Here is a 24669-nt window from a genome sequence, read left to right as displayed (position 1 = left end):
GAAATCATGTACCGCGCCCGAGCGGCGGCGCACAGTGTTGGCCGTGCATCAAGCCGTTCCGCAGAGTGTGGGCGACTGGCCGGAGAGGGACGTCCGGGTCATCGTCACCCTTGACGTACCCGGCGGACCCGGTTTCGTCGAGCACGTCCTGCACCTCGCGGACGAGTTCGGAAGGGCTGTCTCCGAGCTGATTCCGGGCACCCTGGCGCACACCGCGACCACCGACGACGGCCGGACGACGAACGGGCTGATCATCGATCTGGTCGACCGACGGGTGAGCGTCGACGGCCGACCCGTACGGCTGGCCTACCGCGAGTTCGCGTTGCTCGGCTACCTGGCCGCGCGGCCACGCCGGACCGTGTGCCGGCACGTGCTGATCCAGGACGTGTGGTCGGATCGCGTTGGCCAGGAGGATGTCTCGAGCCGGGTGGTCGACACCCTCATCCGTCGGATCCGGGTCAAGCTGACCACGCAGGCGCACCGGCTGACCACGGTGCGCGGCCGAGGCTACCGCTTGGATCCCGGCGCCGATACGCGGATAAGAATCACGTCGGCCAAAACCGTCGCGACGCCCGTCGTCCACCCCTAGCTTGATGCGATGCGCGACCTGGAGTCGATCGACGACGAGCTGGCGCTGACCGCAGAGGTGCGACGGGCGCTTCGCGACGAAGGCTGGTCCTTTCCGACGTGGCAGGTCGACGGTCTCCTCGACGAACGGTTGCGCTTCGCCTCCGCCCGCGCCCTGCTCGGCCGTGCCCACATGGCGCTGCGCCGGCTCTCCGCCCGCTGATCACACAGACGTCCGGCCCGTCAGAAGTAGCCACTCCCAGGTAGTTTCGCGCCAGCCGGCCTAGAGCCTGGCCGCGTTCGCCATCATCGCACTGACCATGGAGACGGCCTCGTCGTTGACGCCGAACGCGCAGGCGATGGTCTCGACCGAGAGATTCGCCACCGCCGACAGCGCGTGCTGGCACTCCCACCCGTCGGAGTCCTCCTGCGACACTCTCTGCGTCACGACGTCACCGTCGACGCGCACGTCGTCGATGAGCCAGATCGAACTGGTCGCACCGTCGTCGACGGCTACCGAGAACCCGCCGCAGCCCCGCCAGGCAGACGTGGACTCGGCCACGAAGTCCCCGGCCGCCCGGTCGGTCGGGTAGAGGACCGCGGTCTGCTCCATCCAGTGCTGGTTGTCGTCGCGTGGCTCCTTGGCCACCTGGTCGCGCACCGCCGTCCAATCGCTGGAGCGGTAGACCAGGTCCTCGGCGCCGAAGATCGAGCCGAGGCAGTCGGGATCCGACACGGCGTCGGAGTTGTCCGACATCCGCTCGTCGGAGAGGGCGACCTCCATCTGCGTCGCACCGGCGATCCCGTTGAGCTGGGCGATGCTCAGCAGCACCTCGTCGAGCTGGGATTCCCGCAGGGGACGGACGTCGGTCGGGTTGGCGTCGACGTCACGCACGGCGACACCCTTCACGGTGTTCGCGCAGCCCGAGCACACCGCGGCCGCGACGGCGACTGCCGCGCACAGCCGAGTACACCGGTTCACGGACCTCATTGTGACTTGTCGAGCATCGTTTCGGCGATACGCACCGCCCAGGACCGTGGATCCGGCTGGCGTTCGCCGATGGGCGTGACGGCCAGCGAGACCTCGACGAGGGTGCCGTCGCGGACGCCGAGCGCACGCTCGTACCGGGTCTGGGTGCCGCCCGGGCGTTGGCGGGTCCGAACCGTCGCCGAGACGACCGCATCCTGCACGGTGACGTCCGTGACCGCCGCGTCGATCACCGCGTCACCCACGTGCTTGACCACGGTGGTGCCCGAGCACTCCTGCCACTGCCGCGCGAACGATTCGAACGCCTCGTGGGCGGCCGCCGGAGTGGCCAGCCGCACCACTGCCGCATCGGCACCCGAGGCGTCGACGCCCTCGTCCCAGTTGAAGTAACTCTGACGGGCCGCCTCGACGACGGGCAGTGGCTCGTACACGATGCGTGGCGCGGTGTCGGTGACGGCGGCGCAGCTGATGGGCGAGGCCTCGGCGTCACTGCGGTAGCCGTCGGGCAGGATCTCCGCCCCACCGATGAACGGCTGAAACCCAAAGGTGCTCAACGTGTTTCCAATGTCGGAGCTGATCTCTGCCTCGGTGGGCAGAATCTTGACCGCCGACACCGCGGGCGTGGCCACCCCCGGCACCGTCTGCGCGCAGCCGGCCAGCAGCAGGACGACGAACAAGCTGCCCGCCGGCCGGCGCACGGCGGGCTACTTCTTCGGCTTGTCGCTGGCGGCGTCGGCGGACAGCGCCGCGACGAAGGCTTCCTGCGGGACCTCGACCCGGCCGATGGTCTTCATCCGCTTCTTGCCTTCCTTCTGCTTCTCGAGCAGTTTGCGCTTGCGGCTGATGTCACCGCCGTAGCACTTGCTCAGCACGTCCTTGCGGATGGCTCGAATGTTCTCGCGCGCAATGATTCTCGATCCGATCGCCGCTTGAATCGGCACCTCGAATTGCTGCCGCGGAATGAGTTCCTTGAGCTTGGTGGTCATCTTGTTGCCGTAGGCGGCGGCACCGTCCTTGTGCACGATGGCGCTGAACGCGTCCACCGCCTCACCCTGAAGCAGGATGTCGACCTTGACCAGGTCGGCCTCCTGCTCACCGGCCTCCTCGTAGTCCAGGCTGGCGTAACCGCGGGTGCGCGACTTCAACGAGTCGAAGAAGTCGAAGATGATCTCGCCCAACGGCATCGTGTAGCGCAGCTCGACGCGCTCCGGCGAGAGGTAGTCCATGCCGCCGAGCTCACCGCGTCGCGACTGGCACAGTTCCATGATGGTGCCGATGAACTCGCTCGGCGCGATGACGGTGGTCTTCACGATCGGTTCGAAGACGGAGCGGACCTTGCCCTCCTGCCAATCCGACGGGTTCGTGACGATCAGTTCGGTCCCGTCGTCCTTGACCACCCGGTACACGACGTTGGGCGCGGTGGAGATCAGGTCGAGGTCGAACTCGCGCTCGAGCCGCTCGCGGGTGATCTCCATGTGGAGCAGCCCCAGGAAGCCGCACCGGAAACCGAACCCGAGCGCAACCGACGTCTCCGGCTCCCACGTCAGCGCGGCGTCGTTGAGCTGCAAGCGCTCCAGGGCGTCACGCAGGTTGGGGTAGTCCGACCCGTCGACCGGGTAGAGGCCGGAGTAGACCATCGGCCGTGGCTCCCGATACCCCGTCAGCGCCTCGGTCGCACCGTTGCGGGCCACCGTGACGGTGTCGCCCACCTTCGACTGCCGGACGTCCTTGACGCCGGTAATCAGGTAGCCGACCTCGCCGACGCCGAGGCCCTCGGTGGCCTTGGGCTCTGGTGAGACGATGCCCACCTCCAGCAGCTCGTGGGTGGTGCCGGTGGACATCATCTTGATCTTCTCGCGCGGGCTGAGCTTCCCGTCGACCACGCGGACGTAGGTCACCACGCCGCGGTAGATGTCGTAGACGGAGTCGAAGATCATCGCGCGGGCGGGCGCGTCGGCGTCACCGACCGGCGCGGGCACCAGCCTCACCACCGCGTCGAGCAACTCCCGGACGCCGACGCCGGTCTTGCCGGAGACCCGCAGGACCTCCTCGGGCTCGCAGCCGATGATGTGGGCGATCTCTCCGGCGTAGCGATCGGGGTCCGCCGCCGGCAGGTCGATCTTGTTGAGCACGGGGATGATCGTCAGGCCGCGGTCCAGCGCCAGGTACAGGTTGGCCAGCGTCTGCGCCTCGATGCCCTGGGCGGCGTCGACGAGCAGCACCGCGCCCTCGCAAGCCTCGAGCGCCCGCGACACCTCGTAGGTGAAGTCGACGTGACCTGGGGTGTCGATCAAGTGGAGGACGAACTCCTCGTCGTTGACCGTCCACGGCAGCCGCACGTTCTGCGCCTTGATGGTGATGCCGCGCTCGCGCTCGATGTCCATCCGGTCGAGGTACTGGGCGCGCATGTCCCGGTCGGCGACGACTCCGGTGATGCCGAGCATCCGGTCGGCCAGCGTCGACTTTCCGTGGTCGATGTGCGCGATGATGCAGAAGTTCCGAATCTGCGCCGGCGCAGTGAACGTCTTGTCGGCGAAGCTGCTGATGGGAATCTCCTGGTGAGGGTACGTGGCAGCGGCGCTGCGCTCGTCCAGGATATCGAGCCGGGACCTCATCGACACAATCGCGCCGGGGACGTCCCCCGGTCGCTACGCTCCTGCCCTCCGACGCGGCTCACCTATGCTCGACCCCATGGCTCCTCAGTTGAGTCCGTGGCAGCGGATTGTGAAGACCACCGAGAAATTGGTGTTCACCGAGGCTCCGAAGCTCATCCGGCAGCTGCAGAACCCCGAGATGGTGCCGCGCACCCTCGGTCAGGGCATCAGGATGGGCATCGACGTCGGCCTCAGCGTGATCGCCGCGTCCCAGCAGCCGCCTCAGCAGGCGATCACCGCAGGCCGACCGGTCACCAAGAACAGCGCTCCCACCGCCCGTCGAGCCCGCCGGATCTTTTACTCCCCCGACCTCGACGGCCAGGCCGACCCCGGTGAGATCGTCTGGACGTGGGTGGCCTACGAAGAGGACCCCTCCCGGGGCAAGGACCGTCCCGTTCTGGTGGTGGGCCGCGACAGCACGACGCTTCTCGGCCTGATGCTGTCCAGCCAGGAACGGCACGCCACCGACCGCTCCTGGGTCGCCATCGGCAGTGGCAGTTGGGATTACGAGGGCCGCGCGAGCTGGGTCCGGCTGGACCGCGTGCTCGACGTGCCCGAGGAGAGCATCCGACGCGAGGGGGCGATCCTCGAACGTGAGACCTTCGAGGTGGTCGCCACGCGGTTGCGGTCCGACTACTCCTGGCGCTAGCGCGCCGCGCGCCACATCGAGAACAGCGTCGGCCCACCCCGTGGGGTGATCTCGCCGGTGACCTCGAACCCGAAGCGCGCGTAGTACGGCACGTTGTCGGGATTGCTCGACTCCAGGTAGGCGGGCGCGTGTTCGGCGTCGCAGCGGTCCAACCGCGAGTTCATCAGGGCCTGCCCGTAGCCCGTGCCACGCACCGACGGATCGCTGCCGATGACGGCGAGATACCAGTGCGGCTCCTCGGGGTGAACCTTCTTCATCATGTCCTCGACGAGGACGCCGCGCTGCAGCGAGCGTCCGAACGCCCACAGCAGCCCCGGCATCGCCCGCAGTTCCTCACGGCGCGTCGGGCGCCACGCACCGGGAGGATCCCATAGTGCCGCGCCACCGATGCGGCCGTCGCCGTCGGTGACGACCTCCACTCCGCCGTGCGCAAGGTGGTGATGACGGGTCAGCGCGGCGAACAGGATGCGCAGCTTGCGTCGGCGCTGATCGGGGTCGGGCAGCATCCAGCGCATCACCGGATCGTCGACGAACGCCCTGCCCAGGGTCCTCGACAGGTCCTCGACGTCGGCGCGGGTCGCAGGTCTGACGTGCACGCCGTTCATGCTCTCACCCCTGCGTGATGTAGGCCTCCAACTGCTCGCGTTCGGCCTGCAGCTGCTCCATCCGGGTCTTCACCACGTCGCCGATGCTGACGATGCCCGCCAACCGGCCGTCCTCGACCACGGGAACGTGGCGCACCCGATGGGTGGTCATCAGGACGGTGAGACCGTCCACCGAGTCCTCGGGTGCGCAGGTGATGACGTCGCTGGTCATGATGTCGGCGACCCGTCGTCCGAGCGCGCCCGCGCCGTGCTCGTGGAGCATTCGCACGACGTCACGTTCGGACACGATGCCGATCAGACCCTCCGGCCCGACGACGACCATGGCTCCGACGTTGCGGCCGACCAGGCCGCTGATCAGGTCGCCGACCAGAGTGTCCGGCGCGATGGTCAGCACCCCGGCACCCTTGTTCCTCAACACGTCTGCGATACGCACCGGCGCCTCCTTGGTGACGTGGATCACACCAGGCTAGATCTGATCGCCGACGGAACACAATGCCCGCGGCGTCGGTTGCCACCACAGGAGACCGCCGCCACACCCCCCGAGGAGCCTGCCCGTGACCGACACCGTGATGCTCGGCGACGACCTGACCGTCAGCGCCGTCGGCTTCGGCGCGATGGCGTTGACGCCGGTGTACGGCGACGTGGACGACGCCGAATCGTTGGCGACCCTCCACCGGGCCGTCGACCTGGGCGTGACGTTCCTCGACACCGCTGACGTCTACGGCGGCGGCGCCAACGAGCGCCTGATCGCCAACCTGCTCACCACCCGGCGCGACGAGGTCACCCTGGCGACCAAGTTCGGCATCGCGGGCGATCCCACCGCTGGCGCGCCGACGTTCCGCGGCGACGCGGCTTACGTACGCCAGAGCATCGACGAGAGCCTCGGGCGTCTTCGCACCGACGTCGTCGACCTCTACTACATGCATCGCCGCGACCTGACCGTCCCCATCGAGGAGACCGTCGGCGCAATGGCCGAACTGGTCACCGCCGGCAAGGTCCGCCATCTCGGCCTGTCCGAGGTGACCGCCGACGAGCTGCGGGCCGCCGTCGCCGTTCACCCCATTGCCGCCGTCCAGAGCGAATGGTCCATCTGGAGCCGCGACGTCGAACGCCAGGTGGTGCCCGCCGCCGCTGAGCTCGGGGTCGGATTCGTGCCCTATTCGCCGCTGGGGCAGGGCTTCCTCACCGGCACGGTCACCTCGGCAGCGGATCTGTCCGGTTCGGACTTTCGCCACCACCTCCCGCGCTTCTCCTCCGACGCCCTCGACGCCAATCTCGCGGTGGTCGAGGTGATCCGCGCCGTCGCCGACGAACGTGAGGCGACGCCAGCTCAGGTCGCCCTGGCGTGGCTGCGCTACCGGGCCGACGAGCTCGGGGTGGCGTCGGTGCCGATTCCCGGCACCCGCAGGGCGGCCCGGGTCGAGGAGAACCTCGACTCGCTCGACGTCGCCCTGAGCGACGGTCAACTCGCGCGACTCGACGCGGCGGCCGAAGCGGTGTCGGGCGATCGATTCGCCGACCTGAGCTTCGTCTCGGCCGGCCGGGAATGACCGTCAGTCCTCGACCGGTCGCATTCCCCGGAGGGCAACGGCGACGTCGTCGAACGCGGCGGCCTGGGTTCGGATCCGGTCAATCTCGCTGGGGCGCTTGAGGAGTCCACGAACGGCGAGGGTGGCGACCTGCTCCCCGACCCGGACCGCGTCGGCGGTACGGTCGTCGGGATCCGCGTGCAACCGGGTGCGCTTCTGGGCCCCCTCGTCGAAGTTCAACAGCAGCTCTGCGGTCTGCACCCTGTCGCAGTCGACGAACCTGCCCTCGCCGATGCCCGCCCCGATCAGGTCGACGACCCACTGGGTGAGCCGTTCGTAGTCCGTCCAGAACTGGTGGAAGTCGGCGCGCTGCTGGTGCGCGATGCGTTGTATCTCGTTGAAGTCGACGGGTGACATGGCGAGCTGCATGGTGTCGAAGCGCAGCAGCCGGTAGAGCTTCACCGCCGGCGAGCCGGAACCCGCACCCACCTCGGCGATGAAGGCCAGCGGCGCCCGGTTGACGGCCAGCGTCTCCTGCAGCAGCTGCTCCTTGTTGCGGAACCAGTAGTACAGCGACGACTGTTGCAGACCCGCCGCGCGGGCCACGTCGCTCATCGTCGTCTGCGCATAACCCTTCTCCGAGAACAGCTTCGTGGCGGCGTCGACGATTCCGGCGCGGGGCGCCCGGCGCCGTGGCGTCGACACGGCTAGCTCAGCGGGGCGCGTTCGTGGTGCGCCCGTCGAACCATCTCCGTGGCCGCGTCGACCACGTCGCGCCAGAGCTGCTTCCCGAACTCCGCCGACGCGCGCGACGGGTGTCCGGTGACGCCGTTGGACGAGACCTGTGCGAGCGCATAGCGGAAGACGGTGCCCGCGGTGCGGTCCGGATCGTCGGCCCCGGCCAGCGCCTCGACGTCGACGAGCTCGGGCCGCAGCGCCAGGATCAGTGACGTCTCGGCGGCATTCGCGTGCCAGTCCACGGCGTCGGCCGTGGCGCGCTCGGCGATCTCGGGGGTCAACTCCCACCATTGCATGACGCCGATGCGCCCGTCGGGAAACTCCCGACGAAACTCGTCGCACGCGATCCACAGCGCGGCCGCGTTGCCGACGTGTCCGTTGACGAACAGCAGGCGGGTCACCCCCGAGGCCACGCATGCCCGCGCGACGCGTAGCGCGGCCGCGGCGGTCTTGGTGCCGCTGGCGGCGACGGTACCCGCCAGCGTGGTCCCGTGAAAGAAGCTGGCGCCGTATGCGATCGGGGGCAGGACGACCGCGAGGTCGCCGGCGGCGGCGTCGGCGAGGGCGGTGGCGACGATCGTGTCGGTCCCGATCGGCAGATGGGGGCCGTGCTGTTCGGTGGCCCCGACGGGGATCAGTCCCACGCAGTCGGGATCGGCGGCCACCCGACGCGCGAGCTCGGTCGACGTCAACTCCTCCCAGCGGTGGCTCACCCGATCACCAGAACCTCAGGTAGCGGTCGGTCTCCCACGACGACACGTGCGCGGTGTAGGAGTCCCACTCCGCCCGCTTCTCGCTCGTGTAGGAGTCGAACATCGCGTCACCGAACACCTTGCGCACCAACGGGTCCGCCTCGACGGCGTCGATCGCCTCACCGAGCGAGCGCGGCAGCCAGCCGATGCCACGCTCGGCGAGGTCGAGCTCGGACGCGTCGTAGAGGTTGTCGCGGTTGGGCTCACCGGGGTCGAGCCCCTCCCGGATTCCCTCCAGACCCGCCGCCAGCACCAGCGCGGCGCCGAGATACGGATTGCTGGCACTGTCGGCGGCCCGGCACTCGACCCGACCGCCACCCCTGGGGATGCGCATCATGTTGGTGCGGTTGTTGTCGCCGTAACAGGCAAAGATCGGGGCCCAGGTGAGGCCGGACATGCTGCCCTGCTTGACGAGCCGCTTGTAGCTGTTGACGGTGGGAGCGATCACCCCGCAGATCGCCGAGGCGTGGCGCAGCACACCCGCGGTGAATTGATAACCAAGAGTGGACAGTCCGCACCCGCGAGGGTCGTCCGCCTCCGCGAAGAGGTTGACCCCGGCCGCGTCGGCCAGCGACATGTTGTAGTGCGCGCCGCTACCCGTCCGGTCGGCGATCGGCTTGGGCATCCACGACGCGAACAGGCCGTGCTTGCGGGCGATCTCGCCCACCATCATGCGGAAGAACACCAGCCGGTCCGCCATCGCGACGGCGTCGGTGTAGGTGAAGTCGGTCTCGAACTGGCCGTTGCCGTCCTCGTGGTCGAACGAGTAGACGTCCCAACCGAGTTCGTTCATGGCCGAGACGATCTCGTCCACCACGGGAAGGTTGTGCAGCATCGTGCGCAGGTCGTAGCACGGCTTGGCCAGGTCGTCGTCGAGACTGGCCGGTTGCGGGACGCCGGACCGGTCGTCGGTCAGCAGGAAGAACTCCGTCTCGATCCCCAGGTTGAAGGTGTATCCGAGGGTCGCGGCGTCGGCGGTGACCCGTTTCAGGATCTGCCGGCTGCACGCCTCGAACGGGGTGTCTCCGACCCAGAGATCACCGGGGAACCAGGCGACCTCGCGGTTGAACGGAGCGATGATGGCGGCGTCGAGGTCGGGATGGGGTGCGACCTCGTCGTCGTTGACGTCCTGCGGCACTCCGTCCAGGGCGGCGCCGGTGAACATCTCCGATCCGCGGGCGGCTTGGTCGAGGTGGTTGAGCGGCACCATCTTCGCCTTCGGCTTGCCGTGCACGTCGACGAAGCTGATGGCCGCGTACTTCACGCCGGCCGCGCCGAGCCGCTCGGCGACCTCGGCGACCTCGGCGGACCGTCCAGTGAGCGTGGTGACGATGGTTCCTCCTCGATCGCGGGTGATGACGGGATCGACGCTAGGGGCCATCTGTTGCCAACCTGTTTCGCCGTCGTAAATGACCTATGGAGACTTCTGACTCACGGAGCGCGACCCATCCGCACGTCAGACGAGTTTTGGTGCACAAACTCAATGGGTTATCGAAAACTCGGCAACTCGCCGCCAATCCGTTCCGATCGATAGTGCAGCGCCGCTGATCTTGACCGGGTAGATATGACGACATGATCGAAGTAACCCTGCTGGGTACGGGCAGTCCGATGGTGGACGCCAACCGTGCCGGACCGGCGACGCTGGTGCGGGCGGGCGATCAAACCTTCCTGGTGGACTGCGGCCGCGGAGTCCTCATGCGCGCCGCGGCGGTCGGCGTCGGGGCGGCCAACATCACCGCGCTGCTGCTGACCCATCTGCACAGCGATCACATCACCGACCTGTCGGACGTGATCACGACGCGGTGGGTCACCACCTTCACCCGCACCCCCCTCCGCGTGATCGGACCACCGGGAACGGCCGCCGTCGTCGAGGCGACCCTCGCCGCGCTGGCGCCGGACATCGGCTACCGCATCGGCCACCACGCCGACATCACCGAACCGCCCAGCGTCGAGGTGGAGGAGGTGACCGACGGCGTGGTGTGGGGCCGCGACGGCGTGCGAATCTCGGTGGCGCCCACCGACCACCGGCCCGTCGAACCGACGATCGGCTTCCGGGTCGAATTCGGCGGCGCGTCAGTGGTGTTGGCCGGCGACTCGGTGCCGTGTGCCAGCCTCGACGCGTTGTCCGCCGGCGCGGATGCGCTGGTGCACACGGTAATCCGCAAGGATCTCATTCAACTGGTGCCCAACCAGCGCCTGCGGGACATCCTCGACTACCACTCCTCGGTCGAGGAGGCAGCCGCCACGGCGACACGGGCCGGCGTCGGCACGCTGATCCTGACGCACTACGTCCCGCCGTTGGCGGCCGGCCAAGTGGACGACTGGCGGGCGCTGGCGGCGACCGCCTTCGACGGGGCGATCGAACTCGGCGACGACCTGCTCCGCGTGGAGGTGACGGCTAGGCCAACCGGGTGATCTCGACGATGACGTCGAGGTCCGTCGACCCCTCACCCGAGTAGATGCCCTTGAGCGGCGTCACGTCGTGGTAGTCGCGACCCACCCCGACGCTGATGTACTGCTCGTTGATCTTCTTGTCGTTGGTGGGGTCGTAATGCCACCAGCCGCCCGTCCACGCCTGGATCCACGCGTGGCTCTGACCGTCGATGGTGTCGCCTACCTTGGCCTTGGCGTTCGGATGAAGGTATCCCGACACGTAGCGGGCGGGAATTCCCATGCTGCGCAACACGATCAGCGTGAGGTGCGCGAAGTCCTGGCAGACGCCCTTGCCCTCGCGCAGCGCGTCGAGCCCCGAGGAGTGCACACCCGTGGTGCCCGGCACGTAGGCGAGCTCCGTGTGCACCCATTGAGCCGCCTCGATCACCGCTTGCTGCGGATCGTGATACTTGGCGATGCGCTCACCGACGCGGGTCAGGCGTCTGCTGCTCGGGGTGAACTCCGACGCGGTGAGGTACTCGTCGAACTTGTCCTTGACCCCAGGCGACTCCAGGTCCTCCCACGTGAGCTTCTCCTCGGGCACCTCGTCCTTGTCCGTCTCGACGACCGAGGAGGCCGTCACCTCGAGCTCGGCGTGCGGAGCGTGCAGGTCGAACGCCGTCACCGCCGTGCCCCAGTAGTCCACGTAGCGGTAGGACCGGGTGGCCGGGATCGTCTCGATGCGGTTGAGGACGACGTTCTGCCGTGAGTCCGACCGCGGGGTCAGACGGGCTTCGTTGAACGACGCGGTGACCGGCGACTTGTAGGCGTAGCCGGTTGCGTGAATCACTCGCATGCGCCACATGTCAGACCTCGCCCTCTTCGATGACCAGCGAACCGTTGCGTCCCGCGTCGGTCCAGGCGACCCACGGTGCCGAGTAGAAGTACTCCTGCGCCAGGGCCTCCCCGACCTCGGCGCAGGTGATCTGCAGTGCACCGAGCCGTTCGTCGAGGGACTCCAGCAGCACCCCGGACCGCAGGAATTCCAGCTCGCTGCGGGCGCGACCGAGGAGGCGCTGGGCCTCGGCGGTTGCCCCGACGCGATTGAGCCTGCGGTGGTGCAGTTCGTCGAGGCTGTGTTCAGCCAACCGCAGCGAGTACATCACCGAGCGCGGGAAGAGCCGGTCGAGCATCATGAACTCGACCACCCGGCCGGCGTCGAGAACGCCGCGGTAGGTCCGTAGATACGTGTCGTGCGCACCGGCGGACCGCAGCACCGTCACCCACGCCGGCGAGGACGCGCTGTCCCCGACACGGGAGAGAAGCAGTCGCACGATCATGTCGACGCGCTCGATGGCCCGCCCCAGCACCATGAACCGGTAGCCGTCGTCACGGGACAGCGTCGAGTCGGCCAGCCCGGCGAACTGCGCCGCGCGACCCTCGACGTAGGACAGGAACTCGTGCGGCCCCAGTCGGCGGGCGGCGCGCTCGCGCTCCGGCAGCGCGTTGTAGGTGGTGTTGAGACACTCCCAAATCTCGGTCGAGGTGACTTCCCGTGCGCCGCGGGCATTTTCGCGGGCAGCCGAAATCGAGTCGACGATCGAGCAACCGCCCTCGGTGTCGCGGCTGAACGCGACGAGGTCGGTCAGCGACCACAGGTCCAGCTCGGTCTTGGGCGGCTTGATGCCGAGCACCTTCAACAACGTGCGAGACGCCTGATCGGGGTCGACGCTGGAGTCCTCGAGGAGTTGGTGGACGGTGACGTCGAGGATGCGCGCCGTGTCGTCGGCCCGTTCGACGTAGCGGCCGATCCAGTAGAGCGATTCCGCGTTGCGTGCGAGCATCAGTTCACCGCCTGCTGCTGCTGCTGTTGTTGTTGCTGTTGCTGTTGTTCCTGCTGCCCCTCGAGGGGTCCGAGCGCTTGGGACTGCGTCTGCGGTTGGGCGGACCCGTCGCCGTTGCGCTCCTTGGCCGGCTTCGGCTTGGGAAGGGCGCGAACGACTTCCGCGGCGGCGAGCTCGCGATCGGCCACCGACGTCCGCGACGCCAGCACCCAGGTGTCCTTCGAGCCGCCACCCTGACTGGAGTTCACCACCAGCGATCCCTCGGGCAGCGCCACGCGAGTCAGCCCGCCGGGTAGCACCCACACGTCGTCGCCGTCGTTGACCGCGAACGGTCGCAGGTCGACGTGCCGTGGCGCGAGTTCGTCGCCGATTTGCGTCGGCACGGTGGAGAGCTGCACGACGGGTTGGGCGATCCAGCCACGCGGATCGGCACGGACCTTCTTGGTGATCGCCGCCAGCTCCTTCTCGGAAGCGCTGGGACCGAAGACGATGCCGTAGCCGCCCGAGCCCTCGACGGGCTTGATGACGAGTTCGTCGATGCGGTCGAGCACCTCCTCGCGCTCGTCGTCGAGCCAGCACCTGAAGGTGTCGACGTTGGCCAGCGACAGCTTCTCGCCCAGGTAGTACTCAACGATCGTCGGCACGTAGCAGTACACCAACTTGTCGTCCCCGACGCCGTTGCCGACCGCGCTGGAGATCACCACGTTGCCGGCGCGCGCGGCGTTCAGGATGCCCGCGACACCGAGCACCGAGTCCGGCTTGAAGTGCATGGGGTCGAGGAACTCGTCGTCGATTCGGCGATAGATGACGTCGACCTGACGGTCGCCCTCGGTGGTGCGCATGTAGACGGTGTTGTCCCGGCAGAACAGGTCGCGGCCCTCAACGAGCTCGACGCCCATCTGCCGCGCCAGTAGCGAGTGCTCGAAGTACGCGGAGTTGTACACACCCGGGGTGAGCACCACGACCGTGGGATCGGCCTCGTTGGAGGCCGCGGCGTTGCGGAGCGCACGCAGCAGGTGAGAGGAGTAGTCGCCGACCGCGCGCACGCGGTGGGTGGCGAACAGATTCGGGAAGACCCGCGCCATCGTGCGGCGGTTCTCCATGACGTAGGAGACGCCCGACGGGGACCGCAGATTGTCCTCGAGGACCCGGAACGTGCCCTGGCCGTCACGCACCAGGTCGATGCCGGCAACGTGAATGCGCACCCCGTTGGGCGGGACGATGCCCGCCGCCTCGCGGTGGAAGTGCTCACACGAGGTGATCAGCCGGCGCGGTATGACCCCGTCGCGCAGGATCTCCTGCTCGCCGTAGATGTCGTCGAGGAACATCTCGAGTGCCTTGACGCGTTGCTTGATGCCGCGTTCCAGGCGGGACCATTCGGCTGCCGAGATGACTCGGGGCACCAGATCCAGCGGAAACGGCCGCTCCTGCCCGGACAGCGAGAACGTGATGCCCTGGTCGACGAACGCGCGCCCCAGCGCCTCGGACCGCGCGGCGAGCTCGGAGGCGTCCGACGGGGCGAGCTCGGCGAAGATGCCCTTGTACGGTCCGCGGACGTTGCCCTGCGCGTCGAACATCTCGTCGAACGCCTTGGAATAGTCGCCGACGTTGTTGTAGCCGCCGAAGATACCGTCGTGACGTGTGGACGAAGACGCGGTCTTGCGCCCCGTTCGGGCGCCGTCCGCTGGCAGGGTTCGAAGGCTCACGACTGACATGCTGCCCCAACTGTCTAGTTTCGGCAGGCCAGGCCCCTCCACTTTGGGGATTTTCGCGCTCCGCTGGTAACCTGATCTGTCGCTGCCCGGAGACGGGCGCCCAGGAACACTTCGTTACCCCAAGCTGACCATCAAGAAGGAACTTACGCGTGGCCAACATCAAGTCGCAGAAGAAGCGCATCCTCACCAACGAGACCGCGCGCCTGCGCAACCAGTCGGTGAAGTCCGCTCTGCGCACGGCTGTCCGCGGCTTCCGCGAGGCGATCGACGCCGGCGAGAAGGACAAGGCCGCCGCGTTGCTGGCCACCACCAGCCGCAAGCTCGACAAGGCCGCCAGCAAGGGCGTCATCCACAAGAACCAGGCGGCGAACAAGAAGTCCGCGCTGGCGCAGGCCCTGCACAAGCTCTGAGCTACTGCCCCCCGGCCAGTTCGGCCACCCTGCGCACCGCTGACTCGAGCGCGTAGTCCGAGTCTGCGGCCGCGCCCTTGACGTCTGCGTTCAGCGCGGCCACCAGGCGCATCGCCTCGGCCACCGAATCCCGCGTCCACCGCCTGGACTGCTTCTGCGCCTTCTGCACGCGCCACGGCGGCATGCCCAGCTCGCCTGCCAACCGGTAGGGATCCCCCGAGAGCGGACCTACCCGCGCGATGGCATGGACCGCCTCGGCCAGCGCGTCGGCCAACACCACGTGTGGCTCGCCGCCGATCATCGCCCAGCGCAACGCCTCGGCGGCACCGGAGACGTCGCCGGCCACCGCCTTGTCGGCGATGTCGAACCCCTTCACCTCCGCCTTGCCGCTGTGATAGCGGCGGACCGCGTCGGCGTCCACCTCACCGCCGGTGTCGGCGACGAGCTGCGAGCACGCGGCGGCGAGCTCGCGGACGTCGGAACCCACCGCGTCGAGCACCGCGGTGACGACGTCGTCGCCGATCTTGACCTTGAGGGTGCGGAACTCGCGACGGACGAAGTCGGCGCGTTCGCCGGCCTTGGTGATCTTGGCGCACGGATGGACCTCGGCCCCGAGCGCCTTCAGCTGGTCGGCCAACGCCTTGGCCCGGCCCGCGCCGGAGTGCACGACGACGAGCACCGTGCCCGGCTGCAAATCCGCCGCCGCGTCGGCGATCAGTGCCACCGCGTCCTTGCCCGCCTCGGCGGCCGCCTCGAGCACCAGGACGCGTTCGTCGGCGAACAGCGACGGGCTGAGCAGTTCGGCGAGCTCGTTGACGCTGACCTCGCCCGCGCGCATGCGGTCGACGGGCACGTCATGGGTGCCGGCCTCCTTGCGTGCGGTGCGCAGCACCGCGCCGATGGCGCGGTCGACGAGCAGATCTTCATCACCCAGGACGAGGTGCAGTTGGCTCACGAGACGATGGTGTCACGCCGCACCGACGGTCCACGCCACCAGGCACACCGCGGCCGCGACGACCGTCATGCGTCCCCATCTCCGGCGCCACGACGCCACCGCGGCCGCGCCGGCAGCCGCCACGGTCGCCACCCCGGGCCACCCCGACGGGGTGGTCACCACCGCGCCGGGGATCGCCGCCGCCCACGACGCGACGTGCGTCAACCACCACAGCTCCGGCCCGGTGAACCGGATCATCAGCTCGGCCGCCGCCGGCCACGGCACCGTCAGCACCGCAGCCGCGGTGCCGATCACCGTGATCGGCGGGATGACCACGGCGACAACCAGATTCGCCAGTATCGAGACCATGCTGAAGGTTCCCGACATGCCGGCGACCAGTGGCGCCGTGACGAGGTGGGCGGCCGCGGCGACGCTCACTGCCGCCGCCAACGGCTTCGGCCAGCCCCGGTCGGTCAGCCGACGCGCCCACCCCGGAGCCACGACCACCAGTGCCGCCGTCGCCGACACGGACAGGGCGAACCCGACGTCGACGGCCAGCTCGGGGGCCGCCACCAGAAGCACCAGCACGCAGGCCGACAACGCCGGTATCGCCTGCCGTCGGCGCCTCGACAACACCGCGAACAGCGCGATGGAGCCCATCACCGATGCACGCAACACACTGGCCGACGGTTGCACCACCACGACGAACGCGATCAGCGCCACCGCGGCAAGGGCGACCGCGATCCGCGGCCCGACCAGTCCCGCCGTCAACAGGACCGCGCCGCACACGATGGTGACGTTGGCGCCCGACACCGCCGTCAGATGGGTCAACCCCGCGGCGCGAAACTCGTCCTGGACGTCCTCGGCGAGGGCGGAGGTGTCCCCCAGCACCAACGCCGGCAGCATTGCGGCCTGGTCGCCGGGAAGCACCGACCGCGCCGCGTCGGCGAACCGGGCGCGGACGTCGCCGGCCGCCCTTTGCACCAGGCTCGCCGTTCCCCACCTCGGGGTGCCGGTCGCCGTCAGCACCGCCACGGACAGATCTCGCCGCATCGGTCGCGAGATGCGGGCGCGGAACGCGGCGGGCCGCCCCGCCGACACGTCTTGGTAGTCGACGCCCGAGGCGAAGACGACCACGCGCCCGGTCGTCTGCCGGCCGTCCAGCGAGATCAGCTTGGCGCGGAACATCGTTCGCATGCCGCGCAGGACGCGTGGTGACTCGCTCGGCGTCACCACCACCGACGCGGTCGCGCCGTACCGGGACACGATCGGATGGTGTTCGGCGTCGTCCACCCGCAGACCCACGGCCATCGCGAAGGCGACGCCGACCGCCGCCACGGCCAGAACCGCAGGACCGACCATGGAGAACCGACTCGCCGGTTGCCATCGCCATGCGATCAGCGCCGCCACGAGCACGGCGGCCACCGCGACGACCACCGCGGCCGTCGCACCCCATACGATGCCGGCCGCGGTGACCGCCCAGCTGGTCAGCGCGCTGGGAACCAGGCGCACGTCGGGGACGGTGGCGACCGTCGGGGAGCTCACACCCGGACCAGCGCGCGCAGCTTCTCCAGACGTGCGGGACCGATGCCGTCGACCTCGCCGAGTTGGTCGACCCCGGCGAACGAGCCGTTGGCGTCGCGCCAGGCGACGATCGCCGCCGCGGTGACGGGGCCGACGCCGGGCAGGGCGTCGAGCTGCTCGACGGTCGCGGTGTTCAGGTCGACGAGTCCGCCTGGGGCCGAACCCTTGTCGCCCACCACCGGCGAGGACGGCCCCGCGCTGGGCGGCGCGGTGATCGAACTGCCCATCGCCGGCGGGGCGCCCGGCGGAGACGACAGTCCGACGACGATCTGCTCGCCGTCCCCGACGCGGCGGGCCATGTTGAGCCCGACCAGGTCGGCGCCGTCGAGCGGGCCGCCCGCGGCGGTGAGCGCATCGGCGACGCGGGCACCGGCGCCGAGGGTCACCAAACCGGGTTGGTGCACCAGTCCCACGACGCTGACGGTGACCTCGACGTCGGCCGGGGCTCCGGGCGGCGCACCCGGTGCGGTGGACGAGACCATCTCCACCGGAGGCAGTTTCGCCGACGTGATGGCGGGCCCGTCGTCGCGGGTCAGCGTGAACACCGTCACCAGGACGGCAACGGCGCCGACGATGCCGAGGCCGATCACACCCGCCTTCCCCGGGTCGGCCCGTACCGTTGCGAGCCATCCCGCGGCCGTGCTGCCCGAGGTGGCCTCGGGCAACCATCGCGACAGCGACGTGTCGGATTCCGCACCGCCGGGGACGGCGTCAGGGACGGCCTCGGAGTGCTCCTCGTCGAGGGTGCGGGTGCCGGAGAGTCGGTGTTCCACCCCGGGGACCGGTCGTTCGGTGCGCATGCCGTGACGGTAGGCGCGCCCGCGGACTCGTCGGCCTCACCGACCGGCCGTCGGCCACCGGCTGTGGATGAAGTGGGATCTGTGGATCGATTCCAGCCGTCACTGCCAACCGTCGTGTCGCCAGCACACCCAGTCGATCTCGACCAAGGCACTGACCGCGAGACCGCTGACCCCGACGCACGTCCGGGACGGCAGACGGTCCGGGAACCAGGCGGCGTAGGACGTGTTGAAGGCGGCGTAGTCGTCCCAGTTCGTCAGGAAGGCGCGGACCGAGACGACGTCGGCCAGTCCGCCGCCGCAGAGTTCGGTGACGCGCACCAGGTTGCGGAGCACCTGGTCGGTCTGGGTGGCCACGTCGTCGCCCACCACGGCGCCGTCCAGCCCGGTCGGCATCTGACCGGTGACGTAGAGCGTCTGTCCCGCGGCGGTGGCGTGGACGAACGGGGCGACCCCGGGCGGCACGCCGTCGGCGGGGCTGAAGGTGAACGCGCGAATGCCGGTCATCCGGCGACCCGCCAGCTCGGGAAGCACCGCTTGTCGATCCGACCGTGGACGCCTTGGCGTTGGTCGACGACCTGGGTGACGGTGAAGTCGACGGCCACCGACATGAACGAGTACGCGTCCCCACTCGTCAGGCCGAAGTGCCGCTGCAGCACGTCCAGAGTCCTCATCGCCGCCGCCTTCATCGCCTCGTCCAGGGTGTCGCCGAACCCGTGCACCAGCAGCTCGGTCGCGGTCTCCAGCACCGGAACGGTGAACGGCAGATCACGGCGAACCGTCACCCGCAACAACCCGTTCAGCGACGCCTCCAGTGCGGTCCCGCTGACTTCGCCGTCGCCCTGCGACACGTGCGGGTCGCCCACCGACAGTAGCGCGCCGGGCACCTGGACCGGGAAGTACATTCGTCCGCCCGCACCGATTCGCCAGTCGTCGACGTTGCCGCCGTGATCGCCGGGCGGCACCGACGACACCCGCTGCGGCTCCGCGGGTGCCACACCCATGGTGCCGAAGTGTGGTCGCAACGGGATGACGACACCGGGTAGGGCAGGCTCACGGGCCGCGGCGTCGGGGGTCACGATCGTGCCCGGCTGGTCGGCCAACGGCGTCGTGGTCCAGTCATAGCCGAAGACGGCACGTCCGAGCAGTGCGTCGCAATCCAATTCGTAGATCGTCACGCGCTCGCCCGGCAGCACGTCGTAGAGGTGGCCCCAGTGCGCGGCGAGGTTCGAACCGTAGGGCAGCCGGGGCACCGCTTCGAGGATGTCCACCTGCAGGACGTCCCCCGCGCGGGCGCCCTCGACGGCGATGGGCCCGGTGAGCAGGTGCGGTCCTGGCCCACGGTCGGTGACCGACGCGAAGACGGCGGCGACGCCGTCGTCCATGAGCAAGTCCGGAGCGTCGCCCGCGTGGTGGGTCAGCGTCTCGATCTGGATCAGGTCACCGGACGCGACGACGACCGCCGGGGGCAGACGCGGGTCGAAGAATCCCCAGTGCACCGTCGACGGGGTGGCGGGCAGGAAGTGGTGCATCCGGCGATCATGCCAGCGGACGACCACCTCGGCGCGGCGACGAAGTCGGGGATTCGGCCCGCGAGTACACACCTCGCGAATAGTGTTCATCCATGACGTCGACGACCCCGCTCCGGGTGATTCAGTGGACCACCGGCAACATCGGGCGGCGTTCGCTGCACGCCATCATCGGACGCGACGACATGGAGCTGGTCGGCGTGTACGCCCACGGCGCCGACAAGGTGGGCGTCGACGCCGCCGAGCTCGCCGGCCTGACCGAGCCGACCGGCGTCACCGCCACCGACGACGTCGACGCCCTGATCGCCCTGAAGCCGGACGCGTGCTGCTACAACCCGCTGTGGCCCAGCGTCGACGAGCTCGTCCGACTGTTGGAAGCGGGTGTCAACGTCTGCTCCAGCGCCGCGTGGATCACCGGCGGCAAGCAGACTCCCGAGGATCGGGAACGCATCCAGAAGGCCTGTGCGGCGGGCAATTCCACCATCTTCGGCAGTGGCGCACATCCCGGCATGACGAACATGGTCGGCATGGTGCTCTCGGGTGCGTGCGAGGACGTCGACCAGATCCGGATCACCGAGTCGGTGGACTGCTCGACCTACGAGTCGGCGGGGACCCAGTCCGCCATGGGATTCGGCCGGGATCCGGAAACCCCCGGCCTCGCCGAGAGCGTGCGACGCGAGAGCGAGGTGTTCGCCGAGTCGGCGGCGATGATGGCCGACGCGATCGGCGCCACCCTCGACCGGCTGACCTTCGACGTCGAGTTCACCGCGGCCACCGAAGATTCAGATCTCGGCTTCATGCAGATTCCGAAGGGCACCGTCGGCGGCGTGTTCGGCTACCACCGCGGCTGGGTCGGCGACCGGAACGTGGTCAGCGTGGGATTCAACTGGACGATGGGCAGTCACGTCACTCCGCCCAAGCCGCTCGAACACGGTCACGTCATCCAGGTCTTCGGCACGCCCAACATGCGTACCGTGCTGCATTGCCTGCCCCCCAAGGACTGGAAGGAACCGGGGTTCATGGGCCTCGGGATGATCTACACCGCCATGCCGGTGACCAACGCGGTGCCCGCGGTGGTCGCCGCGGCACCGGGCATCGTCACCCTGAAGGACCTGCCGCCGGTCACCGGACGCGTGCGGCGAGGCTGACCACTCCCGCCCCGTCGAGGTCGGCCAGCGCGTCCGGGCGGCCAGCCATGATCATCAGCAGCGCCTCGCCGGTGCCGCGCACCTCGGGGCCCGTGCCGTGCGACCAGTCGACGTCGGTGGCGACGAGCCGCACCCGGCGGGCCCGCCACGCACCGCGGATCGTGGGCGCGTAGCGGACGAAGTCCAGCGCCGCGCACAGGCGCTCGGGGGGAATCCGACGGGGCAGCCGTAGCGGCCGTCGGACGTCCTGCTGGTGAATCATGTTGTCGGTCAGGGCAACCCGGCCGCCGAACCCGCTGCCGAGGCCGTGGGGTTCGGCGTTGTCCCGCAGGATGCCGACGAGCCGATCCGTCGGTTGACCGGCCAGAGCGGCGACCGCGAGAGCGTTGATGCGGTCGGTCTGCAGGCGGCCCTTGACGAACCGCGTCGCCAGCTCGCGAGCCGTCAAGCCCTCGAAGCTGACGCAGTGCGCCGCGACGTCGCGCACCGACCATGCCGCGCACAGCGACGGGTGGTCCCACTGCTCGGGCGTCAGAGCGCTCAGGAAGTCGGCGAACTCCTCGCGCTCCCGGCGGGCCATCTTCAGTGGTGTCACGACTCCCCCTTCAGTCGTCCAGCGTCACGCAGACGCCGACCGCGCCGCCGCCGACGTGCACGGACAGCACCGGGCCCATGTCGGTCACGGACGTCGAATTCACCTGCGGCAGACGGGTGGTCAGCGCAGCCCCGATCTCCGCCGCGGCGTCGTAATTGTCGACGTGGTGTACGGCGAGGGTCGCCGAGTGCTCACCCACGACCTCGGCGACCGCGTCGACCAACGCCGCATGCGCCTTGGACACCGTGCGAATCCGCTGCGACAGCACCAACCGGCCGTCGACGTCCAGGCACAGCAGCGGCTTCAGCGACAACGCCGTGCCCAACCACGACGCGGCGGTGCCGATCCGGCCACTGCGCCGCAGGTTGTCGAGCCGGTGCACCACGATGAAGGCGTGACCGCGCGGCACCGCCGCCCGCGCCGCGGACTCAACCGCGTCGAGGTCGCCACCGTCGGCTGCCGCCCGGGCCGCGGCGAGGGCGACGAACCCGACACCGGCGGCCGCGGAACGCGAATTCACCACGCGCACGGCGGAACCGAACTCACGCGCCGCCCCGACGGCCGAGCTGAACGTGCTCGACAACGCCGCGGACAGGTGCACCGCAACGACACCGTCGCCACCGCTGTCGGCCAGCGCGTTCCGGTACGCCTGCGACAGGTCGGCCGGCGAGGCTCCCGCGGTCGTGGCGTGCGGTCGGTCGTGGACGTCGTTGGGCACGTCGTCGACCTCGTCGAGCAGGTCGGCGCCGTCGACCAGCACGTGGAGGGGAACGTGCCGAATCCCCCACCGCTGCAGAAGGTCCCGATCCAGTCGGGCCGACGAATCGGTGACCACCACGACCGCCACGCTCAGCCGCCCGCGTCCACGGTCGTCACTCCCGCCTCGGCGAGCCCCCTCATCATCAGGTCGGCCACCGTGCGATGCGCCTCGAAGTTCCAGTGGATGCCGTCGGGGTTGCCCCGGCCGCTCGTCACCTCGTCCCCCACCGCCGCCTTCAGGTCGACGATCGGGACGTCGTGCCGTCGCCCCCACGTGGTGATGGCGGCCGCGGTGGCCTCACGCCACCGATGAGACTTGCCGTAGGTCTCCGCAATGTGGACCGACGGGACGCACGCCACGAAGGGGATGCCTGGTCGGTTGAAGTCGATTGCGGCGCGGGTCTGTTCGAGGTAGTCCACGCTCAAGTGGGCGGGCAGCGCCGGTCGCGCGACCGGTGCCAATCGTGGCTGCACCCAGCCGTAGCCGTCACGCGCCCACCGGCGCAGCAGCGGCGGCCGCACGTAGCGGATCAGCTCGCGCACCGCGGTCGGCAGCGGCGAGGGCAGCGAGTCCATGCCGGACGTCGCAAAGATCACCGCGCCCGCGCGCGGCAACGACGCCCACGCGCGCGGATCCTGGATCGCGGCCCACCAGACGTCGCGGCACGTCCAGCCGATCCGACCGATCAGTTCGAGATCCCAGTCGAGTTGGGAGGCAACGATGTTGGGCCAGATCCTGGGATCGTCGGCCGGCAGCCCGCCGGTCGGCCCGTAGTAGGACAGAGAGTCGCAGAAGACCAACAACGTGCGGCGGGGAGTGTCGCTAGAGGACATCGTTGGCGACCTGGGCCGAGGCGTTCCACACGTCGAGCCGCCATCGGACGTCCCGGGGCGCCGCATCGTCGTCGGAATGTCCGGACAGCTGCACCCAGCTCGCGTTGCCCATGCCGCCGAGCACCGGCCAGTTGTCCACCGGAAGGTCCAGCAGTGCGGCCGTGAGCGCGGCGATCAGACCCCCGTGGGCGACCAGGACGACCGGCCGGTCCGAGGCTCCCCCGGTGCCCCAGTCGCCGAGCGCGGTGAGCAGTTCGTCGACCACCGGCATGCTGCGCTCCGCCACGTCGACCCTGCTCTCGCCGCCGTGCGGAGCCCACCTGGCGTCGTCGCGCCACGCGAGCCGAGCCCCCGGCGCGACGTCGTCCACCTCGAGGTGGGTCAGGCCCTGCCAGTCACCGAGGTGCGTCTCGCGAAGCCGGGTGTCGACCGACACCGGCACCCCGCTGAGCTCGCCGAGCGCGGTCGCGGTATCCAGCGCGCGGCGCAGGTCCGAGGACACGATCGCCAACGGCTCACGCTTGGCCAGCACCTCGGCGGCCGCGGCGGCCTGTTCCCGACCGAGGGTAGTCAGGTCGGTGTCGAGCTGGCCCTGCATGCGGTTGCCCGCGTTGTACTCGGTCTGCCCATGGCGTAAGAGCACCAGGCGGCGAACCCTCATTGCGGACCGTCCAGGTCGACGGGGATCACCGGGCAGTCCCGCCACAGCCGGTCGAGGGCGTAGAAGTTGCGCTCGTCCTGGTGCTGGATGTGGGCCACGATGTCGATGTAGTCGAGCAGCACCCACCGCCCCTCGCGGGTGCCCTCGCGGCGGGCGGGCTTGTACCCGGCCAGCCGCATCTTCTCTTCCACCTCGTCGACGATCGCGTTCACCTGCCGGTCGTTGGACGCCGAGGCGACGACGAAGCAGTCGGTGATGACCAGTTGGTCGGAGACGTCGATGACGACGACGTCGTCGGCGAGCTTGGCCGACGCCGCCTGAGCGGCGATCGTGGCCATGTGAATGGCTTCTGCGTTGGCTGTCATGTGTGGTGTTCCCCCAGTGGGTGGGCTGTCGCGGGATAGAGACCGCGCTTGGTGACGTATTGCACGACGCCGTCGGGTACCAGGTACCAGATGGGCCTGCCGAGTTCGGCTCGCCTACGGCAGTCGCTCGAGGAGATCGCCAGGGCGGGAACCTCGACGAGCTTGAGCGAACCGGCGGGCAGCTCCTTCATCGCCGCCTCGATGTGTTCGCCGTCCAGCTCGTAACCGGGCCGGCTGACACCGATGAAACGCGCCAGGGAGAACAGGTCTTCCCAGTTCTGCCACGACAGGATCGAGCCGAGGGCGTCGGCCCCGGTGATGAAGTACAGATCGGCGTCCGGGTTGAGCGCCGCCAGGTCGCGCAGCGTGTCCTTGGTGTAGGTCGCCCCGCCCCGGTCGATGTCGACCCGGCTGACCGAGAAGCGCGGGTTGGCGGCGGTGGCGATGACCGTCATCAGGTAGCGGTCCTCCGCAGCGGTGACCGTGCGGTCGCGCTTCTGCCAGGGCTGACCCGTGGGGACGAACACCACCTCGTCGAGGGCGAACAGGTCCGCCACTTCGCTGGCTGCCACGAGGTGACCGTGGTGGATGGGATCGAAGGTGCCGCCCATCACCCCCAGCCTGCGTCGAGTCACGAAT

29 protein-coding genes are annotated in these 24669 nt (G+C 69.3%); 7 read left to right on the top strand and 22 right to left on the bottom strand.

The genetic code is table 11. The annotated features are described in order from the left end of the window. The first annotated feature begins 43 nt into the window (after positions 1-43). Both H7J06_RS00805 and H7J06_RS00800 read left to right on the top strand, forming a co-directional pair. A complete protein-coding gene (locus H7J06_RS00805; RefSeq protein WP_264036100.1) occupies positions 44-589 on the top strand; it encodes a winged helix-turn-helix domain-containing protein in 546 nt (181 codons plus the stop codon). Between the two features lie 9 nt (positions 590-598). After that, positions 599-790: a hypothetical protein gene (locus tag H7J06_RS00800; RefSeq protein WP_264036098.1), complete on the top strand. Its 192-nt coding sequence runs from the start codon at positions 599-601 to the stop codon at positions 788-790. A 60-nt stretch (positions 791-850) separates the two neighbouring features. Here H7J06_RS00800 and H7J06_RS00795 read toward each other — a convergent pair whose 3' ends face one another. Genes H7J06_RS00795 through lepA form a run of 3 tightly spaced genes read right to left on the bottom strand, consistent with a single transcriptional unit; the run spans position 851 to position 4170 of the window. Further along, entirely contained in the window at positions 851-1549 is a 699-nt protein-coding gene (locus H7J06_RS00795; RefSeq protein ID WP_264036096.1) for a sensor domain-containing protein, read from the bottom strand. A gap of 5 nt (positions 1550-1554) precedes the next feature. Beyond that, positions 1555-2253, bottom strand: a complete 699-nt coding sequence (locus H7J06_RS00790) for a sensor domain-containing protein (protein WP_264036095.1) — start codon at positions 2251-2253, stop codon at positions 1555-1557. Positions 2254-2259: 6 nt separating this feature from the next. Beyond that, the gene (gene lepA / locus H7J06_RS00785; RefSeq protein ID WP_264036094.1) at positions 2260-4170 is read right to left on the bottom strand and encodes a translation elongation factor 4; all 1911 of its coding nucleotides are present in this window, start codon (positions 4168-4170) and stop codon (positions 2260-2262) included. A gap of 76 nt (positions 4171-4246) precedes the next feature. Between lepA and H7J06_RS00780 the strand changes: the two genes are divergently transcribed. Continuing rightward, on the top strand, positions 4247-4858 hold the full coding sequence (locus H7J06_RS00780; protein WP_372515202.1) for a type II toxin-antitoxin system PemK/MazF family toxin: 612 nt from the start codon (positions 4247-4249) through the stop codon (positions 4856-4858). Here H7J06_RS00780 and H7J06_RS00775 read toward each other — a convergent pair. After that, positions 4855-5463 carry a GNAT family N-acetyltransferase gene (locus H7J06_RS00775; RefSeq protein ID WP_264036092.1) on the bottom strand — a complete coding sequence of 203 codons (609 nt, stop codon included), beginning with the start codon at positions 5461-5463 and terminating at the stop codon, positions 4855-4857. The two genes, H7J06_RS00780 and H7J06_RS00775, sit on opposite strands and share 4 nt — an antisense overlap. A gap of 4 nt (positions 5464-5467) precedes the next feature. Then, positions 5468-5896, bottom strand: a complete 429-nt coding sequence (locus tag H7J06_RS00770) for a CBS domain-containing protein (protein WP_264036090.1) — start codon at positions 5894-5896, stop codon at positions 5468-5470. A 121-nt stretch (positions 5897-6017) separates the two neighbouring features. Here H7J06_RS00770 and H7J06_RS00765 point away from each other — a divergent pair, with 121 nt between their 5' ends. Continuing rightward, on the top strand, positions 6018-7013 hold the full coding sequence (locus H7J06_RS00765; RefSeq protein WP_264036087.1) for an aldo/keto reductase: 996 nt from the start codon (positions 6018-6020) through the stop codon (positions 7011-7013). Positions 7014-7016: 3 nt separating this feature from the next. Here H7J06_RS00765 and H7J06_RS00760 read toward each other — a convergent pair whose 3' ends face one another. Genes H7J06_RS00760 through glnT form a run of 3 tightly spaced genes read right to left on the bottom strand, consistent with a single transcriptional unit; the run spans position 7017 to position 9863 of the window. Beyond that, the gene (locus H7J06_RS00760) at positions 7017-7697 is read right to left on the bottom strand and encodes a TetR/AcrR family transcriptional regulator (protein ID WP_264036085.1); all 681 of its coding nucleotides are present in this window, start codon (positions 7695-7697) and stop codon (positions 7017-7019) included. Between the two features lie 2 nt (positions 7698-7699). Further along, the gene (locus H7J06_RS00755) at positions 7700-8443 is read right to left on the bottom strand and encodes a creatininase family protein (protein WP_264036084.1); all 744 of its coding nucleotides are present in this window, start codon (positions 8441-8443) and stop codon (positions 7700-7702) included. 4 nt (positions 8444-8447) lie between these two features. Continuing rightward, the gene (gene glnT, locus H7J06_RS00750; RefSeq protein WP_264036082.1) at positions 8448-9863 is read right to left on the bottom strand and encodes a type III glutamate--ammonia ligase; all 1416 of its coding nucleotides are present in this window, start codon (positions 9861-9863) and stop codon (positions 8448-8450) included. A 191-nt stretch (positions 9864-10054) separates the two neighbouring features. Here glnT and H7J06_RS00745 point away from each other — a divergent pair, with 191 nt between their 5' ends. Continuing rightward, entirely contained in the window at positions 10055-10897 is an 843-nt protein-coding gene (locus H7J06_RS00745; RefSeq protein WP_264036080.1) for a ribonuclease Z, read from the top strand. Here the strand turns inward: H7J06_RS00745 and H7J06_RS00740 are convergent. Genes H7J06_RS00740 through H7J06_RS00730 form a run of 3 tightly spaced genes read right to left on the bottom strand, consistent with a single transcriptional unit; the run spans position 10881 to position 14414 of the window. After that, positions 10881-11720 carry a transglutaminase family protein gene (locus H7J06_RS00740; RefSeq protein ID WP_264036078.1) on the bottom strand — a complete coding sequence of 280 codons (840 nt, stop codon included), beginning with the start codon at positions 11718-11720 and terminating at the stop codon, positions 10881-10883. The two genes, H7J06_RS00745 and H7J06_RS00740, sit on opposite strands and share 17 nt — an antisense overlap. Before the next feature lies 1 nt (position 11721). Further along, positions 11722-12699, bottom strand: coding sequence for an alpha-E domain-containing protein (locus tag H7J06_RS00735; protein ID WP_264036076.1), 978 nt, complete (start codon positions 12697-12699; stop codon positions 11722-11724). Beyond that, the gene (locus H7J06_RS00730) at positions 12699-14414 is read right to left on the bottom strand and encodes a circularly permuted type 2 ATP-grasp protein (protein ID WP_264036073.1); all 1716 of its coding nucleotides are present in this window, start codon (positions 14412-14414) and stop codon (positions 12699-12701) included. The genes H7J06_RS00735 and H7J06_RS00730 overlap by 1 nt, the downstream gene beginning before the upstream one ends. Positions 14415-14563: 149 nt before the next feature. Here H7J06_RS00730 and rpsT point away from each other — a divergent pair, with 149 nt between their 5' ends. Continuing rightward, positions 14564-14824: a 30S ribosomal protein S20 gene (gene rpsT / locus H7J06_RS00725; RefSeq protein WP_264036071.1), complete on the top strand. Its 261-nt coding sequence runs from the start codon at positions 14564-14566 to the stop codon at positions 14822-14824. A gap of 1 nt (position 14825) precedes the next feature. Here rpsT and holA read toward each other — a convergent pair whose 3' ends face one another. From holA to H7J06_RS00700, 5 genes are all read right to left on the bottom strand, one after another. Beyond that, entirely contained in the window at positions 14826-15779 is a 954-nt protein-coding gene (holA, locus tag H7J06_RS00720) for a DNA polymerase III subunit delta (RefSeq protein ID WP_308205662.1), read from the bottom strand. Positions 15780-15791: 12 nt separating this feature from the next. Then, a complete protein-coding gene (locus H7J06_RS00715) occupies positions 15792-17303 on the bottom strand; it encodes a ComEC/Rec2 family competence protein (RefSeq protein WP_264036069.1) in 1512 nt (503 codons plus the stop codon). Then, positions 17300-18142, bottom strand: a complete 843-nt coding sequence (locus H7J06_RS00710) for a ComEA family DNA-binding protein (RefSeq protein WP_264036067.1) — start codon at positions 18140-18142, stop codon at positions 17300-17302. The genes H7J06_RS00715 and H7J06_RS00710 overlap by 4 nt, the downstream gene beginning before the upstream one ends. A 99-nt stretch (positions 18143-18241) precedes the next feature. Then, positions 18242-18646 (bottom strand): RidA family protein, encoded by a 405-nt coding sequence (locus H7J06_RS00705; RefSeq protein WP_264036064.1) that lies wholly within the window; start codon positions 18644-18646, stop codon positions 18242-18244. Further along, positions 18643-19671 carry an acetamidase/formamidase family protein gene (locus H7J06_RS00700; protein WP_264036063.1) on the bottom strand — a complete coding sequence of 343 codons (1029 nt, stop codon included), beginning with the start codon at positions 19669-19671 and terminating at the stop codon, positions 18643-18645. Before H7J06_RS00700 ends, H7J06_RS00705 begins: the two co-directional genes overlap by 4 nt. A 92-nt stretch (positions 19672-19763) precedes the next feature. On the opposite strand from H7J06_RS00700, the gene H7J06_RS00695 reads away from it, so the two are divergent. Then, positions 19764-20816: an NAD(P)H-dependent amine dehydrogenase family protein gene (locus H7J06_RS00695; protein ID WP_264036062.1), complete on the top strand. Its 1053-nt coding sequence runs from the start codon at positions 19764-19766 to the stop codon at positions 20814-20816. Here H7J06_RS00695 and H7J06_RS00690 read toward each other — a convergent pair. The 6 genes from H7J06_RS00690 to nadD are packed head-to-tail and all read right to left on the bottom strand — an operon-like array spanning position 20791 to position 24665. Then, a complete protein-coding gene (locus tag H7J06_RS00690; protein ID WP_264036191.1) occupies positions 20791-21396 on the bottom strand; it encodes a maleylpyruvate isomerase family mycothiol-dependent enzyme in 606 nt (201 codons plus the stop codon). The two genes, H7J06_RS00695 and H7J06_RS00690, sit on opposite strands and share 26 nt — an antisense overlap. 25 nt (positions 21397-21421) lie before the next feature. Beyond that, positions 21422-22258: a DegV family protein gene (locus tag H7J06_RS00685; RefSeq protein ID WP_264036060.1), complete on the bottom strand. Its 837-nt coding sequence runs from the start codon at positions 22256-22258 to the stop codon at positions 21422-21424. Positions 22259-22260: 2 nt separating this feature from the next. Next, positions 22261-23004, bottom strand: coding sequence for a diglucosylglycerate octanoyltransferase (octT, locus tag H7J06_RS00680; protein ID WP_264036058.1), 744 nt, complete (start codon positions 23002-23004; stop codon positions 22261-22263). Next, a complete protein-coding gene (gene gpgP, locus H7J06_RS00675) occupies positions 22994-23665 on the bottom strand; it encodes a glucosyl-3-phosphoglycerate phosphatase (protein WP_264036057.1) in 672 nt (223 codons plus the stop codon). Before gpgP ends, octT begins: the two co-directional genes overlap by 11 nt. Next, positions 23662-24030 (bottom strand): ribosome silencing factor, encoded by a 369-nt coding sequence (gene rsfS, locus H7J06_RS00670; RefSeq protein WP_264036054.1) that lies wholly within the window; start codon positions 24028-24030, stop codon positions 23662-23664. The genes gpgP and rsfS overlap by 4 nt, the downstream gene beginning before the upstream one ends. Beyond that, positions 24027-24665, bottom strand: coding sequence for a nicotinate-nucleotide adenylyltransferase (nadD, locus tag H7J06_RS00665; RefSeq protein ID WP_372515201.1), 639 nt, complete (start codon positions 24663-24665; stop codon positions 24027-24029). Before nadD ends, rsfS begins: the two co-directional genes overlap by 4 nt. Positions 24666-24669: the final 4 nt, after the last annotated feature.

Origin of the sequence: Mycolicibacterium hodleri, assembly GCF_025822245.1 — a bacterium.
In the GTDB taxonomy this organism is placed as follows: Bacteria; Actinomycetota; Actinomycetes; order Mycobacteriales; family Mycobacteriaceae; genus Mycobacterium; species Mycobacterium hodleri.
This window is presented reverse-complemented; position numbering and strand designations above follow the sequence as displayed.

Coding starts and splice junctions, on each gene's coding strand:
- H7J06_RS00800 (WP_264036098.1), top strand. CDS start 599: ATGCGCGACCTGGAGTCGATCGACGACGAGCTGGCGCTGACCGCAGAG.
- lepA (WP_264036094.1), bottom strand. CDS start 4,170: ATGAGGTCCCGGCTCGATATCCTGGACGAGCGCAGCGCCGCTGCCACG.
- H7J06_RS00780 (WP_372515202.1), top strand. CDS start 4,247: ATGGCTCCTCAGTTGAGTCCGTGGCAGCGGATTGTGAAGACCACCGAG.
- H7J06_RS00775 (WP_264036092.1), bottom strand. CDS start 5,463: ATGAACGGCGTGCACGTCAGACCTGCGACCCGCGCCGACGTCGAGGAC.
- glnT (WP_264036082.1), bottom strand. CDS start 9,863: ATGGCCCCTAGCGTCGATCCCGTCATCACCCGCGATCGAGGAGGAACC.
- H7J06_RS00745 (WP_264036080.1), top strand. CDS start 10,055: ATGATCGAAGTAACCCTGCTGGGTACGGGCAGTCCGATGGTGGACGCC.
- H7J06_RS00740 (WP_264036078.1), bottom strand. CDS start 11,720: ATGTGGCGCATGCGAGTGATTCACGCAACCGGCTACGCCTACAAGTCG.
- H7J06_RS00735 (WP_264036076.1), bottom strand. CDS start 12,699: ATGCTCGCACGCAACGCGGAATCGCTCTACTGGATCGGCCGCTACGTC.
- H7J06_RS00730 (WP_264036073.1), bottom strand. CDS start 14,414: ATGTCAGTCGTGAGCCTTCGAACCCTGCCAGCGGACGGCGCCCGAACG.
- H7J06_RS00710 (WP_264036067.1), bottom strand. CDS start 18,142: ATGCGCACCGAACGACCGGTCCCCGGGGTGGAACACCGACTCTCCGGC.
- H7J06_RS00705 (WP_264036064.1), bottom strand. CDS start 18,646: ATGACCGGCATTCGCGCGTTCACCTTCAGCCCCGCCGACGGCGTGCCG.
- H7J06_RS00700 (WP_264036063.1), bottom strand. CDS start 19,671: ATGCACCACTTCCTGCCCGCCACCCCGTCGACGGTGCACTGGGGATTC.
- H7J06_RS00695 (WP_264036062.1), top strand. CDS start 19,764: ATGACGTCGACGACCCCGCTCCGGGTGATTCAGTGGACCACCGGCAAC.
- H7J06_RS00690 (WP_264036191.1), bottom strand. CDS start 21,396: ATGGCCCGCCGGGAGCGCGAGGAGTTCGCCGACTTCCTGAGCGCTCTG.
- octT (WP_264036058.1), bottom strand. CDS start 23,004: ATGTCCTCTAGCGACACTCCCCGCCGCACGTTGTTGGTCTTCTGCGAC.
- gpgP (WP_264036057.1), bottom strand. CDS start 23,665: ATGAGGGTTCGCCGCCTGGTGCTCTTACGCCATGGGCAGACCGAGTAC.
- rsfS (WP_264036054.1), bottom strand. CDS start 24,030: ATGACAGCCAACGCAGAAGCCATTCACATGGCCACGATCGCCGCTCAG.